The 17,439-nt window shown below is 64.8% G+C and carries 14 protein-coding genes and 1 pseudogene; 8 read left to right on the top strand and 7 right to left on the bottom strand.

The window, feature by feature from the left end:
- Window positions 1-182 precede the first annotated feature (182 nt).
- The gene (locus ADT71_RS02095; RefSeq protein WP_054434657.1) at window positions 183-1,325 is read left to right on the top strand and encodes a mechanosensitive ion channel family protein; all 1,143 of its coding nucleotides are present in this window, start codon (window positions 183-185) and stop codon (window positions 1,323-1,325) included.
- A gap of 21 nt (window positions 1,326-1,346) precedes the next feature.
- On the opposite strand, the gene ADT71_RS02090 is transcribed toward ADT71_RS02095, so the two are convergent.
- The 5 genes from ADT71_RS02090 to ADT71_RS02070 form a co-directional block, all read right to left on the bottom strand.
- On the bottom strand, window positions 1,347-2,930 hold the full coding sequence (locus ADT71_RS02090) for an ABC-F family ATP-binding cassette domain-containing protein (protein ID WP_054434653.1): 1,584 nt from the start codon (window positions 2,928-2,930) through the stop codon (window positions 1,347-1,349).
- 112 nt (window positions 2,931-3,042) lie between these two features.
- Window positions 3,043-3,822 carry a glutaminyl-peptide cyclotransferase gene (locus ADT71_RS02085; RefSeq protein ID WP_054434652.1) on the bottom strand — a complete coding sequence of 260 codons (780 nt, stop codon included), beginning with the start codon at window positions 3,820-3,822 and terminating at the stop codon, window positions 3,043-3,045.
- Between the two features lie 94 nt (window positions 3,823-3,916).
- On the bottom strand, window positions 3,917-6,232 hold the full coding sequence (locus tag ADT71_RS02080; protein WP_054434650.1) for a CDC48 family AAA ATPase: 2,316 nt from the start codon (window positions 6,230-6,232) through the stop codon (window positions 3,917-3,919).
- Window positions 6,233-6,820: 588 nt separating this feature from the next.
- Window positions 6,821-7,603, bottom strand: a complete 783-nt coding sequence (locus ADT71_RS02075; RefSeq protein WP_054434648.1) for a universal stress protein — start codon at window positions 7,601-7,603, stop codon at window positions 6,821-6,823.
- Window positions 7,604-7,666: 63 nt separating this feature from the next.
- Window positions 7,667-8,560, bottom strand: coding sequence for a LysR family transcriptional regulator (locus ADT71_RS02070; protein WP_054434646.1), 894 nt, complete (start codon window positions 8,558-8,560; stop codon window positions 7,667-7,669).
- 86 nt (window positions 8,561-8,646) lie between these two features.
- Between ADT71_RS02070 and ADT71_RS02065 the strand changes: the two genes are divergently transcribed.
- The 5 genes and pseudogenes from ADT71_RS02065 (at window position 8,647) to ADT71_RS02045 (ending at window position 12,331) form a co-directional block, all read left to right on the top strand.
- The gene (locus ADT71_RS02065; protein ID WP_054434644.1) at window positions 8,647-9,354 is read left to right on the top strand and encodes a CoA transferase subunit A; all 708 of its coding nucleotides are present in this window, start codon (window positions 8,647-8,649) and stop codon (window positions 9,352-9,354) included.
- Window positions 9,354-10,004: a CoA transferase subunit B gene (locus tag ADT71_RS02060; RefSeq protein WP_054434642.1), complete on the top strand. Its 651-nt coding sequence runs from the start codon at window positions 9,354-9,356 to the stop codon at window positions 10,002-10,004. The genes ADT71_RS02065 and ADT71_RS02060 overlap by 1 nt, the downstream gene beginning before the upstream one ends.
- A gap of 58 nt (window positions 10,005-10,062) precedes the next feature.
- The gene (locus tag ADT71_RS02055) at window positions 10,063-10,749 is read left to right on the top strand and encodes a glutathione S-transferase family protein (RefSeq protein WP_054434640.1); all 687 of its coding nucleotides are present in this window, start codon (window positions 10,063-10,065) and stop codon (window positions 10,747-10,749) included.
- Window positions 10,750-10,753: 4 nt separating this feature from the next.
- Window positions 10,754-11,709 (top strand): annotated as a pseudogene (locus ADT71_RS02050) (NAD-dependent epimerase/dehydratase family protein).
- A gap of 73 nt (window positions 11,710-11,782) precedes the next feature.
- Entirely contained in the window at window positions 11,783-12,331 is a 549-nt protein-coding gene (locus tag ADT71_RS02045) for a glutathione peroxidase (protein WP_054434638.1), read from the top strand.
- 101 nt (window positions 12,332-12,432) lie between these two features.
- On the opposite strand, the gene ADT71_RS02040 is transcribed toward ADT71_RS02045, so the two are convergent.
- The gene (locus tag ADT71_RS02040; RefSeq protein ID WP_054434636.1) at window positions 12,433-12,678 is read right to left on the bottom strand and encodes a GlsB/YeaQ/YmgE family stress response membrane protein; all 246 of its coding nucleotides are present in this window, start codon (window positions 12,676-12,678) and stop codon (window positions 12,433-12,435) included.
- Window positions 12,679-13,594: 916 nt separating this feature from the next.
- On the opposite strand from ADT71_RS02040, the gene ADT71_RS02035 reads away from it, so the two are divergent.
- Window positions 13,595-15,514: a ribonucleoside-diphosphate reductase subunit alpha gene (locus ADT71_RS02035; protein WP_231635494.1), complete on the top strand. Its 1,920-nt coding sequence runs from the start codon at window positions 13,595-13,597 to the stop codon at window positions 15,512-15,514.
- A gap of 254 nt (window positions 15,515-15,768) precedes the next feature.
- Complete coding sequence (locus ADT71_RS02030) at window positions 15,769-16,770, top strand: acyltransferase (protein WP_054434634.1); 1,002 nt, start codon at window positions 15,769-15,771, stop codon at window positions 16,768-16,770.
- A 211-nt stretch (window positions 16,771-16,981) separates the two neighbouring features.
- On the opposite strand, the gene ADT71_RS29950 is transcribed toward ADT71_RS02030, so the two are convergent.
- Complete coding sequence (locus ADT71_RS29950) at window positions 16,982-17,338, bottom strand: DNA/RNA helicase domain-containing protein (protein WP_255351598.1); 357 nt, start codon at window positions 17,336-17,338, stop codon at window positions 16,982-16,984.
- Between the last annotated feature and the right edge of the window lie 101 nt (window positions 17,339-17,439).

Raw genomic sequence — 17,439 nt, 5'->3', positions numbered from 1 at the left:
CGTCGAGATCGGCTCCGGCCTGAGCTGGGGCGCGGCACACTGAAGCCAGTTCCCCTCTCCGACCCGACTCCGGACCGGACGGAGTGTCGATCCGGGACGATTCTTTCTTCCGCACCTGCCTCGCAAGGCGATGAACCGAGCGTGCGGATGAAACTGCTGCAGTGCAGCATCGTTTCATCACCATGATCCAGTTCATCGACAGCATCCTCGCCGGGTTGCCTTCGTGGGCCGAGCGGCCCTTCATGGCGGTTCTCGCGGCCATGCTCGGCCTGGCGCTGGCGCTGCTGGCCCATGCCGTGCTGTTCCGCATCCTGCACCGCATCACCAACCGGAGCGCGAGCGAGGCGGACGACATCGTCGTCAATCGCCTCAACCGGCCCACGCGCTGGGCGTTCCTCGCCATGGGCGTGGTTCTGGCCGCGCGGGAGACGCCTGCGCTGGAAGCGGTGTGGGAACGTTTCGCGCCGTTCGTCATGCCGCTGCTGACCGGCTGGGTAGCGGTGGCGGTGCTGCGGGCGTTCGTCGAAGCGATGATCGTGCGGGCGGACATCTCGGTAGAGAACAACCGCAACGCCCGCCGCCGCCGCACGCGGCTGGCGATCTTCAGCCGCATCGGCACGTTCCTGATCGTGTTCCTCACGGTCTCCGGGATGCTCGCCTCGGTGCCCGGGGTGCGCGAGATCGGCGTTACGCTGATGGCTTCGGCCGGGCTTGCCGCCCTCGCGGTTGGCGCGGCGGCGCAGCCTGCGCTGAAGGCCCTGATCGCGGGCTTCCAGATGGCGATGACCGAGCCGATCTCCATCGACGATGTCATCATCCTCGACGGGGAATGGGGCCGCATCGAGGATATCCGCACGACTTACGTGGTCGTCCGGCTGTGGGACGATCGCCGTCTGGTGGTGCCGTCCAACCGCTTTCTCGAAGATACCTTCCAGAACTGGACCAAGACCACCTCTCAGCTTCTCGGCACGGTGTTCCTCTACCTTGACCAGGGCACCGAGATCGGACCGATCCGAGAAGAATATACACGGCAGATCCAGGCCCACCGCCTCTGGGACAGGCGCGCGCAGATCCTTCAGGTGACCGACTGCAAGGACGATGCGATCGAGGTCCGCCTGCTGATGAGCGCGAAGGATGGCCCGACGCTGTTCGACCTGCGCTGCGAAATCCGGGAAAGCATGATGGACTGGATCAGACGCAGCCAGCCCGAGGCGCTGGTAAGGCGCCGCACGCTGCCGGTCGGCCCGGTGGAGATGGGGGCGACGGCGGGGCTGGCGGAACTTGTCGCGGCTTCGGCCAATGGCGAGGCCCGGCAGCCGAACTGATGGCTGCGGGCGATCGTCCCGCTATCCCTCGCCAAGCAGGATTGTCTCGCCAAGGCCCATCGCCTCGCGAAAATCCCCGTCGTGGCTGACGCAGAGGATCGCGCCGTCATAGCCCCGCAACGCCTGCTCCAGCATCTCCACCGAAGCGAGGTCGAGATGGTTGGTCGGCTCGTCGAGGACGAGCAGCCACGGCACGTCCTTGCGCGTGAACAGGCAGGCCAGCGCCAGCCGCATTCGCTCACCCCCTGAAAGGCCGGCGATCTCGCGCTGTGCCCAGGCATTGCGGAAACCGAAGCGGGCGAGCGCGGCATGGGCGGCGTGGCGGTCGGCATCGGGATTGAGGCGCAGGTAGGCATCGAGCACGGTACCGCCTTCGCCAAGAAGCGAGACGTGCTGGTCGAGCAGCGCGAAGCGGGCGGTATCGGCGCGGATGTCTCCCGCGTCGGGCCGGTCGATTCCGGCGAGTATGCGGATCAGGCTGGTCTTGCCCGAACCGTTGGGGCCGGAAATCGCGATCCGCTGCGGTCCGCGCAGCACAAGATCGAGCGGGCCGAACAGGCGCCGTCCGCCGCGCGTGCAGGCCAGACCGTGCGCCTCGATCAGGGTATGGCCCGAGGGCAGGTGACAGGGGGGCAGATCGATGTGGATGGGGGCGAGCACTTCCACGTCGCGCCGGGCCACATCCAGCCGTTCCTGCACCCGGCCGACGAGTTCGTCGCCCAGCTTGCGCTGGCGGCCGCCGCTCTCCTCGGCCCGCTGCCGCCGCGCGCCGAGCAGGATCTTCGGATCGCCGCCCCTTGCCGCATCCTTGCGGCCCTTGCTGTCGCGCCGGGCCTGTTTCTCGGCCTCCTGCTGCTTTTCGCGGCGTGCGTGGCGCAGGGCGTCCTCGCTGCGTTCGAGCGCCGCTGACGCGCGGGCCCGTTCGGCGCTTCGCTGTTCGTCGAAGGCATCCCATCCGCCGCCGACCATGTGGATTCCCACCCCGGTCAGTTCGACGATACGATCCGCAAGGCGCAGCAGCTCGCGATCATGACTGGCGACAAGGGCGCCGCCGCTCCAGCCGTCAAGCAGGTCGGCCACGACCTTGCGCCCGGCCTCGTCAAGATTGTTGGTGGGTTCGTCGAGCAGCAGCACGTCCGGCTCGTCCATCAGAAGCCCGGTCAGCATCAGGCGGGTGCGCTGGCCGCCGCTGAAGCTGGCGAGGGTCCGCTGCGGATCGAGATCGGCGAAGCCGGCAAGCGCCGCAGCCTTTTCGAAGCGCTCGGCCAGGGTCCAGTCGGCGAGGTCGAAATCGTCGTCCTCGAACCGGCCCTCGGTGATGCGTTCGAGCCGGGCGAACTGTTCGGAAAGTCCCAGCGCCGCGGCCACGCTGGCATGTTCGTCCGGCGGAAGCTGGTGCAGCAGGCCCACGCGGCCCTGCCGCACGATCGTTCCTTCGGAGACCGGCACATCCCCGGCGATCGCGCGCAGCAGCGTGCTCTTGCCCGCGCCGTTGCGGCCGACGAGGCCCAGCGTCTCGCGGCCGAGCGAGAAAGTGAGGTCAGTGAAGAGGGGAGTACCGTCAGGGGCCGAACAGGCCACGCGGTCAATTGTCAGGAATGTCATGCGAACACCGGCAGATAGCGTTTGGGAAAAACGGGCTATGTGCTCAGTTGTCCATCGATCCATTCCCTTGCTTGCGGGCTATCCTTTAGCCGAACCGGCCCGGTGGAGCAAGTCAGGCGCCTTTCGGGCAGATCGGGGTGATCTGGAATATCTGGTTCCAGTTCTTGCCGGTCACCAGCACGCGCCGCGCTGCGGGGTCCCAGGCGATGCCGTTCAGCACGGCGTCCATGCCCGCGCCGCCAGCCTGTTCGCGCAGCCCCGTCAGGTCCAGCCAGGACGATACCTTGCCGGTCCGGGGATCGATCCGGGCGATGCGGTCGGTCATCCAGACATTGGCCCAGATCTCGCCGTCGATCCATTCGAGTTCGTTGAGATTCTCCACCGGCCGGCCATCTGCGGTAACGGCAAGGCTGCCGGTCTGGCGCATCGTTGCCGGATCGCGCAGGCGCAGGCTGGCGGAGCCGTCGCTCTGGTAGATCGTGTTCCCGCTGCGGGTCATGGCCCAGCCCTCACCCTCGTAAGAGAATGTTCCCAGCAGCTTCAGTGATTTGCGGTCCCAGCGATAGCCGATGCGGTCCCGCCAGGTGAGGCTGATGAGCTGGTCCTTCCAGTCCACCAGGCCTTCGCCGAAGACGGAAGGATCGACCTCGGTCTCCCTCACCGGATCGAGCGTTTCCAGCTTGCGCACGACGATGCGGGAATCGCCCTTCTGGCCGGTGCTTTCATAAAGCAGGCCCTGATCGAACAGGAGGCCTTCGGTGAAGGCGCCGGTATCGTGGGGAAAGGCATTGTCGATGCGGTAGGTGCAGACCGGCACGTCCTTCGCCTGCACGGCAGGGGCAGCGGTGAGGGCGAGTGCAGCGGCGAGCAGGGCGCGGACGGGAGAATTCATGCGATGCAGGTGCCGCAAGGGCGCGGCCTCCGCAAGGGGCGATGGGGTGGGGAGGATGCCGTCGTCCCGGACCGGGGCCGGGAGACGGCATCGCTCAATCGCCGTGCTTCTTTTCGCGGCGGGATTCGACCATGCCGGGGGCGATGAAGCCGATCGGGATCACTTCCATGGCCCGCTTCTTGAGTTCGCCCTTCATGCGCTCGTACTCGGCCTCCATTTCCTCGGTCACGGTGGCGCGGCTGTCTTCGAGGGCGTCTTCGAAGTCCTCGCGGCGGACCTGCTCCACTTCGGCTCCGCGCTTGCGGATGGCGATGAGGCCGGCACGGCGCACCACGTCCTCGAGATCGGCGCCGGTGAAGCGCTCGGTCCGCGCGGCGATGTCATGCAGGGAGACGTCGTCCGCCAGCGGCATCCTGCCGGTGTGGATACCGAGGATATGCTCGCGCCCGGCCTCGTCCGGGGTGCCGACATAGACCAGTTCGTCGAAGCGGCCTGGACGCAGGAGCGCCGGATCGACAAGGGCGGGGCGGTTGGTGGCGCCGATCAGCACGACCGATTGCAATTCCTCCATCCCGTCCATCTCGGCGAGGATCGTATTGACCACGCGCGAGGTGACTTGCGGTTCGCCGCCACCGCCGCCCATGCCGCGTGCGGGCACGAGGCTGTCGATCTCGTCGATGAAGATCACGCAGGGCGCGACCTGGCGGGCGCGGGCGAAGAGGCGGGCGATCTGCTGCTCGCTCTCGCCGTACCACTTCGAGAGGAGGTCGGACGACTTGATCGAGATGAAGTTGGCCTCGGCCTCCTTGGCGACGGCCTTGGCGAGCAGCGTCTTGCCGGTGCCGGGCGGGCCATAGAGGAGGAAGCCCTTGGCCGGACGGATACCCAGCTTGTGGAAGGCTTCGGGCGTCTTGAGCGGAAGCTCGACGCCTTCCTTGAGCTTGAGCTGCGCTTCGTCCAGTCCGCCGATGTCGGCCCAGCCGATATTGGGCACCTGCACCATGACCTCGCGCATGGCCGAAGGCTGGACACGCTTGAGCGCGGCCACGAAGTCCTCGCGGATCACTTGCAGGTCTTCCAGCACTTCGGGCGGGATGGTGCGGGCCTCGAGGTCGAGCCGGGGCATGATCCGGCGCACCGCCTCGATCGCCGCTTCGCGGGCAAGTGCGGCCAGGTCGGCCCCGACGAAGCCGTGCGTGGTGCGGGCAAGCTCGCCCAGGTCCACCTTGTCGCCCAGCGGCATGCCGCGCGTGTGGATGCCGATGATCTCGCGGCGGCCGGCCTCGTCAGGGACGCCGATCACGATTTCGCGGTCGAAGCGGCCGGGACGGCGCAGTGCCTCGTCGATGGCATCGGGCCGGTTGGTGGCGGCGATGACGACGACGTGGGCGCGGCTGTTGAGCCCGTCCATCAGCGTGAGCAACTGGGCGACCAGGCGCTTTTCCGCCTCGCCGTGCACCTGGCTGCGCTTGGGCGCGATCGAATCGATCTCGTCGATGAAGATGATCGCGGGCGCGGCCTTGGTGGCTTCCTCGAAGACTTCGCGCAGCGCTTTCTCGCTCTCGCCATAGCCCGATCCCATGATCTCGGGACCGTTGATCGAGAAGAAGCTGGCCTCGCTCTCGTTCGCCACGGCCTGTGCCAGGCGGGTCTTGCCGGTGCCCGGCGGGCCGTGGAGCAGCACGCCCTTCGGCGGGGCGACGCCGAGGCGGGTGAACAGTTCGGGATAACGCAGCGGCAGTTCCACCATCTCGCGCAGCTGGCGGATGGTGTCGCTCATGCCGCCGACGTCGTCATAGTTGACGTCGCCTCGGGCGTCGTGCGCTTCCTCGAAGGTCTCGCGCAGTTCCACTTCGGTGTTCTCGTCGATGTGGACGATGCCGCGCGGCGTCGTGGAGACGACGTTGAGGCGGATCTGCGTCAGCGCATAGGCCGGTGCATTGAACATGCGGCGAAGCTGCGGGGGAATGTCCGCGACCTGCTGCTGGCCGGTGGTGGCGACGAGATCGCCCTGCACCATCGGGCGCTGGAAGAAGTTGCGCTTGAGCGCGGCCGGGGGGCCCTGAAGGCGCATGTCCTTCTGGGCGGGGGCGAAGACCACGCGCTGCGCCGGGCGGGATTCGGCCTTGCGTACGGTAACGTGATCGCCCGAGCCGACTTCGGCATTGCCGCGCTGGAGGCCGTCGAGGCGGATGACTTCGAGGCCTTCGTCCTCGGCATAGGCGAGGACCGCGCGGGCGACAGTTACCGACTTGCCCGTCAATTCGAGTACGTCGCCTTCCATCGCGCCGATCGCCGAGAGCGAACCGCGCGAGAGGCGAGCGATGCCCTGGCCGCTCTCTTCCTGCCGGGCTGCCGCGACCTGCAGCTTCACCGTCCGTTCGTCGACATGGGTTGGGGCGTCCGCCATGGGTGTCCTTTCCGTGCTCCCGGTTCCGACGCCGCGCCGGTTCGCGCGGGCCGTCCGGGATGTGGATTGGAACTAGGTATCGGCTTCCCGGATTTCAAACCAACCCGTGCCCGTTGCGGATGTTTCCGACAGTCCCGCCTGAGAACGTTGTTCTCATCGCGGCAAAAAGAAGGCCCGGGCGTTACCGACCGGGCCGTGAAAGTTTTGGGAGAGGATGCCTGAAAGGCAGTGTCTGTATGACCCGAATCAGGCTTTTGTGCAAGTGCGAAAACACGAAAGAACGGTTGCAAACGTGCAACCATGGTTGCACAGGGCGTAACTACACGGGGTAATCAATGACTGAATCAATAAAAACAACAACTTAAAACATGAACTACTCTTCGGCTTATCCTTGACGCAATCGTCAAGGCGATGCGGATCGCCGGAGCGCTGCAAACGTTGACTGTTGCGGTGCGGAATTTCCTGTCCTTGCTAAGTATCTGATCCGAAAAGCCTGAATTGCCGTAATGGGAAAGCAAAAGGCGCCGGTGACCGGCACCGACGCCCTTTTTCAGATGACATATGGCCGGAACGTGCCCGGCAGGCGGATCAGTGCGAGAACAGGACCGCGGGCGCGCTCGCTTCCGAAAGGAAATAGGCGGTGACGCCGCCGAACAGGAATTCGCGCAGCCTGCTCTTGCCGTAAGCGCCCATCACCAGCAGTTCCGCGTGGGACTGGTTCACGGCGACGGCGAGGGTTTCCTCGGTCGAGCCTCGCCTTTCGTGCTCCTCGTATTCGGCGTGGATGCCGTTTCGCGAGAGATAGCGCAGCGCGTCCGTGGCCGGGAAGCCGCCGGTCTTCTCGATCACCGTCACCAGTTTCACGGCATCGCAGCCCTGAAGCAGCGGAACCGCCGCCTTGAGCGCGCTTGCGGACTGTTCGCCGCCGTCCCAGGCGATGCAAGCGCGGCGGATCGGCAGGGAGAGCGTGTGGCCCTCGGGCAGGGCGAGCACCGGTGCGCGGGAGACCATCGCCAGTTGTCCGGCGATCCCGCTCGACCGCGAGACCACCACCAGGTCGGAAAGACGCGCCGCTCCGGCAAGGGCGGGAACCGGGTCTTCCTCGCTGCGGATCACTTCGAAGGGGATATCGCCGCGGGTCAGCCGCGCCTCGATCGCTTCGGCGGCGGCGTCATCCTCGCCCCGCGCCTTGTCGAGCGCTTCGGAAATGACGTAGCTGCCGCCCATCGGGTCCATGGCGATATAGCGCGAAACCGGGGTATCGACGAGCACCGTGAGATGACCGCCGAGATTGCGGGCGAGTTCGACCGCGGCGGCGATGCGGGCGTCGCTGTCGGGCTTGCGGTCGGCGTTCACGAGTATCGAGCGCATGGTAATTCTCCCGTTGTCTGCCGGCCAAGGTATCGCAAGGTCATGGAATTGCCATGACGAAGATCAAAAACTCCGAGGATGCGGAAGGGTTTCGATCGAGAGGCGGGCAGCGCGCTCGAACAGATCCAGGATCACGGGCTCGCGTTCGCGGGTGCGGATCGCGGCTTCGAAATGAACGTGATGCGCAGGGCGGGGCAGGACTTCGACAAGCGTACCGCGCGCCAGTTCGTCGCGCACCATGGTCTCCGGCAGCACGGCCGCGCCCCGGCCCCGCGCGACGATCTCGATCAGCATCCGCACGTTGTTGCAGGTGTGGAGCGCGCGGGGCGTGATCCCCTGCTCCTCCAGCGTGGACAGCGTGACGCGGTGAAGCGGGGAATGGTCCGGGAGCGACCAGACCGGGACGGCCGCCCCGAACTTGCCGGACGCCGCAGTGGCAGGACTGGCCGCCCAGACCAGTTCGACCGAACCGATCGGCGCGGTGCGCAGGCCGGGGCTGGCCACCGGCCCCGCCAGGAACACGATGTCCCGCGTGCCCGCCAGCAGTTGCTGCAGAAGCCGGGCGGTGAGGTCCAGCTCTATCTCCAGCGTCACGCCGGGCCGCTCGCGTTCGATCGCGCCGATGAAGTCCGGCAGGCAGCTTGCCGCCGCGATCTCGCCCGAGCCGATCCGCACGGTGCCGGTGGCGCCCGCAAAGTCGCTGGCATCGAGCAGGGCGCGTTCGAGGCCCTGTCGCAGCGGCTCGCAATCCTGCACGAGACGGCGGCCGCGCGCGGTCAGCACCATGCGGCGCCCGTCACGTTGGAACAGGGGTACGCCAAGCTGCTCCTCGATCTCGCGCACGCGGGCGGAAATGGCGGGCTGGGTGGTATTGAGTCTTTGTGCCGCACCTGCGAACGTGCCGAGCCGATCGATCCACATCAGCGTTTCAAGGTGAAAGAGGGCGATACGTTTCATAATCGTGACTTATCGCTTCCGATAAAAAACAATCGCTATTCGTAATGGGAATGGCTGTCTAGGTTCGCTCCAAACGGGAGAATTTCATGAACAAGATCTATCCCAGCGCCGCGGCGGCGCTGGACGGACTGCTCAAGGACGGGCTGCTCATCGCCGCCGGGGGCTTCGGCCTTTGCGGCATCCCCGAGCGCCTGCTGGATGCCCTGCGTGATTCCGGTGTGAAGGACCTGACTTTCGCCTCCAACAACGCCGGGATCGACAACGAAGGCATCGGCAAGCTGCTGCGCACCCGGCAGGTGAAGAAGATGATCTCGTCCTACGTGGGCGAGAACAAGGAGTTCGAACGCCAGTTCCTCTCGGGCGAACTGGAAGTCGAATTCTGCCCGCAGGGCACGCTGGCCGAACGCATGCGCGCCGGCGGCGCGGGCATTCCCGGCTTCTACACCAAGACCGGCGTCGGCACGCAAGTGGCCGAGGGCAAGGAAGTGAAGGTCTTCCGGGGTGAGGAATATATCCTCGAGGAAGGCATCTTCGCCGACCTTTCGATCGTGAAGGCGTGGAAGGCGGATGAGACCGGCAACGTCGTGTTCCGCAAGACCGCGCGCAATTTCAACGTGCCTGCCGCCACTTGCGGCAAGGTCTGCGTGGTCGAGGTGGAGGAGATCGTCCCCACCGGCTCGCTCGATCCGGACGGCATTCACCTGCCCGGCGTCTTCGTCCAGCGCCTCGTGCTGGGCGCGCCTTACGACAAGAAGATCGAATTCATGACGACCCGCGAGAGGGAGACCGCCTGATGTCCCAAGACACTAAAGGCTGGAGCAGAGACGAAATGGCCGCCCGCGCGGCGAAGGAGCTTCAGGACGGGTTCTACGTGAACCTCGGCATCGGCATCCCGACCCTGGTGGCGAACCATGTTCCCACCGGCATGACCGTGACGCTCCAGTCGGAAAACGGGATGCTCGGCATCGGGCCGTTTCCCTATGCCGATGAAGTCGATCCCGACCTTATCAACGCGGGCAAGCAGACGGTGAGCGAACTGCCGCAGTCGGCCTATTTCGACAGCGCCACCAGCTTCGGCATGATCCGCGGCGGCCATATCGATCTGGCCGTGCTGGGCGCGATGGAGATCGCCGAGAACGGCGACATCGCCAACTGGATGATCCCCGGCAAGATGATCAAGGGCATGGGCGGCGCGATGGATCTCGTGGCCGGCGTGAAGAAGATCATCGTCGTCATGGAGCACAACGCGAAGAACGGCGATCCCAAGTTCATCCCGGCTTGCACCCTGCCGCTGACCGGCAAGAACGTGGTCGACATGATCGTCACCGACCTTGCCGTGTTCCAGCGGGCGGACCACCAGAGCCCGTTCCGGCTGATCGAACTGGCACCGGGCGTGACGGCCGATGAAGTCGCCGCTAAGACCACGGCGCATTATGTGACTTGAGAGTCGCGGTGCCGCAAAATCCGCCCTCGGCGGATTTTCAAACAGAGGAGAGTTCCGGATGGCTTACACACTGATTACCGCCAATCGGAACTACTCCAGCTGGTCGCTGCGGCCCTGGGTGCTGATGAAGGCGCTGGGGATCGATTTCACCGATCGGATCGAGCCCTTCACCGCCCCCGCCAATTACGAGGCCTTCCGCAGCTTCTCGCCCACCGGGCAGGTTCCGGCGCTGGTCGACGGCGAACGGACGGTGTGGGATTCGCTGGGCATCACCCTCTATCTGGCCGACCGCCACCCCGGCGTCTGGCCCGCCGACGATGCCGCGCGCGCCTTCGCGCAATGCGCGGTGGCCGAGATGCACGGCGGCTTCTCCGCCCTGCGCAACGACTGCACGATGAACGTCGGCGTGCGGGTCCGGCCCAAGGCGATGCGTCCGGAACTGGTGCGCGACGTTGCGCGCCTGCGCGAAATCTTCGGCGAGGGCCTGTCCCGCTTCGGCGGGCCATGGCTGGCGGGGAACAGCTTCACCGCGCTGGATGCGTTCTTCGCGCCGGTCGCCTTCCGCATCCGCACTTATGGCCTTGATGTCGGCACCTGCCAGGTCTGGGTCGATACCGTGCTTGAACATCCGGCGATGAAGCAGTGGGAAGCCGAAGCGCTGGGCGAGGCATGGCGCGAGGAAGGCCACGAAGCGGAACTCGCCGATTGCGGCGAAGTCATCGCGGATTATCGGAACGGGGCCTGATCCCATGCGCGTCCTGCTGACCGGATCGTCCGGCTGGCTGGGCCGACACCTTGCGGCCCTGCTGGCCTCGCATGGTCACGAAGTTATCGGGCTCGACGTCGTGCCCGGTGCGCATACCCGGATCGTCGGCTCGGTGGCGGATCGCGCTCTCGTGTTCCAGACGATTGCGCATCATGCCATCGAGGCGGTGATTCACGCAGGCGCGCTGCACAAGCCCGATATCGTGCGCAATCCGCGGCAGGCCTTTATCGACACCAACGTCACCGGCACGCTCAACCTGCTGGAAGCGGCAGCGGAGGCGGGGCACAGGCGCTTCCTCTTCACTTCCACCACTTCGCTGATGGTCCGCGCCGACGTGCGCGCAGGGGCCGGCGCCGAGGGGGCCTGGTGGATGGACGAAGACTTCGGCCCGGTGGAACCGCGCAACGTCTATGGCGCCACGAAGCTGGCGGCCGAGAACCTGTGCCGCGTCGTCTCTCGCGATAGCGGCATGGCGGTGGCGATCCTGCGCACCGGGCGTTTCTTCCCGGAGGACGACGATACCCACGCGGTGCCTTCCGGGCCGAACCTCAAGGCGAACGAACTGCTGAACCGCCGTCTCACCGTGGAGGATGCGGCGTCGCCCACCTCGCCGCGTTGGAGCGGATCGAGGGCTGCGAGACATTCGTGCTTTCGGCGCCGCCGCCGTTCGTGCGCGCCGATGCGGCGGAACTGGCCCGCGATGCCCGCGCCGTGATCGCGCGCTATTACCCCGATGCGGCGGAGCTATACGCCCGGCGCGGCTGGGTGCTGCCGGAGCGGATCGAGCGGGTCTACGATCCTGCCAAGGCCCGGCGCCTGATCGGCTGGCGGGCCGGGACGGACTTTGCAGCGGTGCTGGAAGCTCTGCGCTCCGGCGATCCCTTGCCCTATGTGCATGATCCCGAATGGATATCCCCGGTGCTCGGACAGGAAGGATAAGCGCGGCCGTCTTGCGGCGGTCATGGCGATACCCCATGTTCCCAGCCTGAATCCGAACAGGAGAGACTTCCCTATGGCCGCCGATATCACCGCAATCCCGCTGACCCGCATCGACGGCAGCGCCGACAGTCTCGCCAATCACGAGGGCAAGGTGCTGCTCGTGGTCAACGTCGCCTCGAAGTGCGGGTTGACCCCGCAGTACGAAGGCCTCGAAAAGCTCTACTCGGATTACAAGGCGCAGGGTCTCGAAGTGCTCGGCTTCCCTGCCAACGATTTCGGTGCGCAGGAACCCGGCACGGACGAGGAGATCGTCGAATTCTGCCAGCTCAACTACGGCGTCTCGTTCCCGCTCTTCACCAAGGCCGACGTTACCGGCGAAGCCAAGCAGCCGCTCTATGCCGCGCTGACCGAGGCGGTTCCCACCAAGCAGGGCGATGTCGAAGGCATGAAGGAGCGCTTCAAGGGCTACGGAATGACTCCGAACGACGATCCCGAAGTGCTGTGGAACTTCGAGAAGTTCCTGATCTCGCGCGATGGCGAAGTCGTCGGCCGCTTTGCGCCGGGCACCGCGCCGCAGGACCCGCTGCTGGTCGATGCGATCGAGGCTGAACTGAACAGGTAAGGCGATACGGGGCGAGCCGTCCGGCGCCATGGCCGCGGCGCCGGGCGGGCTCGCCCGTTTTTCCGGCAGAGGTACCGGCGGCGGCGTTACATCCCGCGGCGTTACATCCCGATGCCGAGCGCGCGTCCGATGAAGATCAGCACGATCGCGCCGATCACCGAGGCGAGGCAGCCGGCGCGCTGGAAGTCGGCGCTGCCGCGCGTGGTCACGAGACCGGCGACGAGCGAGCCGCCGATGCCCAGCAGGATCGTGGCGAGCCAGGTCATCGGCACCGCGCCGGGATAGAAGTAACGCGCCAGCACGCCGATGATGAGCCCGCTGATGATGGCGCCGATGATGTTGAACATGGGTAGCTGATTCCTCGAAAAATGACGCTGCGACCTTGCGGTTCGTAGAAATCGCGAATCGCCCCGCGGTTGCAACGGCCGGTCGGCGAAGCGCGCATATGGTCCGTCCGGCGCCGGATCGCGCACGCACTGCTTCCAAAGATATGGGGACAGGCGGGGCAAGTGTCTCGACACAGGAGGAATCGCGAGATTCCGGCGACTCGTTTCGTCGCAAGCGGGATTCGTTTCGCCGCCGTTTTATGTGGAAAAATTTTTAGCGAAGACCTCGAAATAGGCTCTTGCGCCGGAGCCCGGTGAAGGAGTTCCCACGCGTCGCGCCATGGCCTGCGCTGTAAAGGGGCGCGGCTTTGCCGCCTTGCCGGAGAGAGTCACCCTCTTGCGTCAAAATCCAGAACAGGCACTATGGGTTGTGGCGCGTCGATGGCGGGGCATCTAGACCTAGACAAATCGTTCCAGGGCAGTCAGGTGCCTCGAAGGACGGTTTTGCTGTGTTCGAGACCCCCGTGATACTGCAAGGTGAATACCGCAAGGTGGCACCGCGCGCCGGGTCGGTCAGGGGATTATCGTTCTCTATCGTACCGGTGGTGGTATGTCGGTGGGCTCTTCGCCCTGACGAATCGCCCCGGTCCGAACCGACCCCGGTGCAATGCTGGACGCGCTTTTTGGCGCTTCGATGACGCTGGTACGAGCAAACGGGGGGCGACAATTGGATTTCAGAAACAACGCTGACTTAGACAGCTCCGACGTGATGCAGGAAGATATGATTCAGGATGACGGGCAGGTTGAAATGCCCGGTTTCGAGACTTCGCCCCAGGTTGCCAAGGTAGCGGCCCCCAAGCCCGAAGCGGCTCCCAGGCCCGCCAGGAAACCGGCGGCGAAAAAGGAAAAGGAGGCGGGCGAGAGCCCGGCAATCGCGATGGACAAGACCGATACCGCTACGGCCGCTCTTGTGGCCGAAGCCTTGCTCGCGGCCGTTGCCGCGCCTGCTGAAGCGCCCGCTGAGAAGAGCCGCAAGCCCGTCGATTCGAAGTCGATCAACGCACGTCGTTTCACCATCGTCACCGACGATGCGCGTGACGCGCTGCTGACCGACTTCGGCAAGGAAACGCTCGACGACCGCTACCTGCTCCCCGGCGAGAAGTATCAGGACCTTTTCGCCCGCGTGGCCGATGCTTACTCGGACGATCAGGACCACGCGCAGCGCATCTACGACTACATCTCGAAGCTGTGGTTCATGCCGGCCACCCCCGTCCTCTCGAACGGCGGTACGGGCCGGGGCCTGCCCATCTCGTGCTACCTCAACTCGGTGGATGACAGCCTCGAAGGCATTCTGGCCACGTGGACCGAAAACGTCTGGCTCGCTTCGCGCGGCGGCGGCATCGGCACCTACTGGGGCAACGTGCGCGGCATCGGCGAGCCGGTCGGCCTCAACGGCAAGACCAGCGGCATCATTCCCTTCGTGCGCGTGATGGATTCGCTGACTCTGGCGATTTCGCAGGGCTCGCTGCGTCGTGGCTCGGCTGCCTGCTACCTTGACGTTTCGCACCCCGAGATCGAGGAGTTCCTCGAAATCCGCAAGACTTCGGGCGACTTCAACCGCAAGGCGCTCAACCTGCACCACGGCGTGCTGCTGACCGACGAGTTCATGGAAGCCGTGCGCGACGGCAAGGACTTCGACCTCAAGAGCCCCAAGGACGGCTCGGTGCGGGGCACCGTCCACGCCCGCTCGCTGTTCCAGAAGCTGGTCGAGGTCCGCCTCGCCACCGGTGAGCCTTACCTCGTCTTCTCCGACACCGTGAACCGCATGATGCCAAAGCATCACCGCGATCTCGGCCTCAAGGTCTCGACCTCGAACCTGTGCTCGGAAATCACGCTGCCGACCGGCCGCGACCATCTCGGTAACGACCGCACGGCCGTGTGCTGCCTCTCCTCGCTCAACCTGGAAACCTGGGAAGAGTGGAAGGGCGAGAAGCGCTTCGTCGAAGACGTGCTGCGCTTCCTCGACAACGTCCTGCAGGACTATATCGACCGTGCGCCCGACGAGATGGCCCGCGCACGCTACTCCGCCGCGCGCGAACGTTCGGTCGGCATGGGCGTGATGGGCTTCCACTCGTACCTCCAGAAGCGCGGCATCGCCTTCGAGAGCGCGATGGCCAAGGCGCTGAACATGCAGATGTTCCAGCTCATCGCCGCCAAGGCGGACGAGGCATCGCTGCTGCTCGCCAACGAGCGTGGGCCGTGCCCGGATGCCGCGGACATGGGCGTGATGCAGCGCTTCAGCTGCAAGATGGCGATCGCGCCCACCGCGTCGATCTCGATCATCTGCGGCGGTACTTCGGCCTGCATCGAGCCGATCCCGGCCAACATCTATACCCACAAGACGCTTTCGGGCTCGTTCGTTGTGAAGAACCCCTACCTCCAGAAGCTGCTGGCTTCGAAGAGCAAGGATTCCAAGAACGTCTGGAACTCGATCCTCGAACGCGGCGGTTCGGTCCAGCACCTCGACTTCCTGACGCCGGACGAGAAGGCCGTCTACAAGACCAGCTTCGAGATCGACCAGCGCTGGCTGCTCGAATTCGCGGCGGATCGCACGCCCTACATCGACCAGGCCCAGTCGCTGAACCTGTTCATCCCGGCGGATGTCGACAAGTGGGACCTGATGATGCTGCACTTCCAGGCATGGGAAAAGGGCATCAAGTCGCTGTACTACCTGCGCTCGAAGTCGGTGCAGCGCGCGGGCTTCGCAGGCGGTGTAGAGGCGGACAACACGCCGGAAGCACCCAAGTTCGAGATCGGCGAGACCACCGATTACGACGAGTGCCTAGCCTGCCAGTAAGGCTGCGCATGACGTAGTTTTCGACGCCCCGGAAGCCTCGGCTTCCGGGGGCGTTTCGTTTAGGCGACATGTCCGGTGTTGGTGAGCATCGTCAGGAACTTAAGAGATGTTGGGAGGGCGGGCCTGAAGCGGATATCCTGCCGATCCGCTCTTCCCATCGCAAGGAGGGGCCGACTCGTCGCTCCGGGTTGAAGCTGGGGCAATTGCCGCACTAAGCGGATTGCGGCGCAGCAAACACGGAGAAACGCGAACCGATGCAAACACCGTCTCCGCAGGCAGCATCGCGCGTTTCCGCTCCGAAAGAGGGTTACAACCCCGCCATAGACAGCCTCAAGGGTGGGCTGATCCTGCTGGTGATCGTGGGCCACCTGTTCACGGCCAGCGTCAACGGGAATGCCGTGAAATGGGGCATCTATTCCTTCCACATGCCCTTGTTCCTGGGGCTGGGAGGATACCTGCTGACCTCCGCCAGTCTCCAGCGGGAAACCTTCCGCTCGCTGATCTCCAAGTATGACACGCGCCTGCTTCTGCCCTGGTTCCTGGCTTCCGTGGCCTATGTCCTGCTGACAGGGCTGAAGACGGGCCTGAGCATGGCGATGCTGGGCGAGATGTTGCTCAAGCCGCCTTATCACACCTGGTATGTTCCGGTGTTCTTCGCCTTCGTGGTGCTCGCCTGGCTGCTTCGCCGCGTGAACCCGGCGATCTTCCTGGCGATCGCGCTGGTGCTGGGCGCTTTCGGCATGGTGGCGTGCGGCCTGTCTCACCACGTCGGGCCGCTGGACCGATATTCCCTGCCGGACCAGCGCTACCTGACGATGATGCCGTTCTTCGCCTTCGGCTACTGGCTGAGACAGTCGGGCAGGCGCTTTTCCCCGCTGTGGGTGGCGATCCTGATCCTGGCCGGGTTCGCAGGCTTCCAGGCCTGTTACGCCCATCCCGCCGGCATGGCGGAGATCATCCCTTATGCGATCCTGAACTTAGCGCTCATTGCCGGCCTGCCGATCCTGCTGAGCACGCGAATCCCGGTGCCGCTGGCAGATTCGATTGGATACGATTCGCTCTACTTCTACCTCTGGCACCCGTTCCTGATCGCGGGGGCCAAGGAGTTGATCTACAAGCGTGCGGGTGAGCTTCCGGGCGCAATCATCGCTTTCGTACTCACCCTGACGGTCATGTTCGCGGCCCGCGTGATCCTGCGCAAGTGGTCGTGGACGCGGTTGCTGTCCGGCGCGCGCACTTCCCGCAAGGCGGTATAAGCGGGCTGCCCGCCCGCGCCATCACAGCGACAGCCGTTAGGCGGCGTGGAAAGCTTGTTTATGGAGAAAGTGGTGCGCTTACGGGACTATTATGTTGTGTGATTTTCCGCAAATTTCAGCCATTTTTTTGAGATCAGAATTAAGAATACCCCCATTTGTACCCCCAAACGATCTGATGGCGTATCGGTTTGAAGAGGATTGCCGCCGCAATTCACATCTCTACCACTTCAACAGGGGGCGTCAGCAAAGCCGGCTGAAGCTGAGCGCGCTGCTCGTTCATGGATGCCGGCTCATTCCCTAAAGGGTCGAATCCACATTCAACCAGAAAATCGTAGATCCCGCCGTATGCGGCTGGCTCTCGCGTTGCGTCTTCGCGCGAACCTTCAGGAACAAACACGATCATCCCTTGGCGGCCACGGGTAAGTAGTACGCGATAAGCATTAGCGACATAGGCCTTACGAGCTTCGTCGTTGACCGTCTGCCAGCGCGTGCCCTTAAACTGCAATGGCTGCCATACTTCTCCGACGCGCCGATAATTGGCGTCCCAGCACACGCATGTCCAATCCAGTTCTAGGCTCAGGACCCATTGATAGGCCTGCGATGATGTGATTCAGGCTCCCCAAGGAGACTGAGCATGAGCGACCTGTATTGGCTTACGGACGAGCAGAT

The organism is Novosphingobium sp. ST904 (genome assembly GCF_001298105.1).
Taxonomy (GTDB): Bacteria; Pseudomonadota; Alphaproteobacteria; order Sphingomonadales; family Sphingomonadaceae; genus Novosphingobium.
Note: the sequence above shows the minus strand (reverse complement) of the source record. Positions and strands in the feature narration are given on the sequence as shown.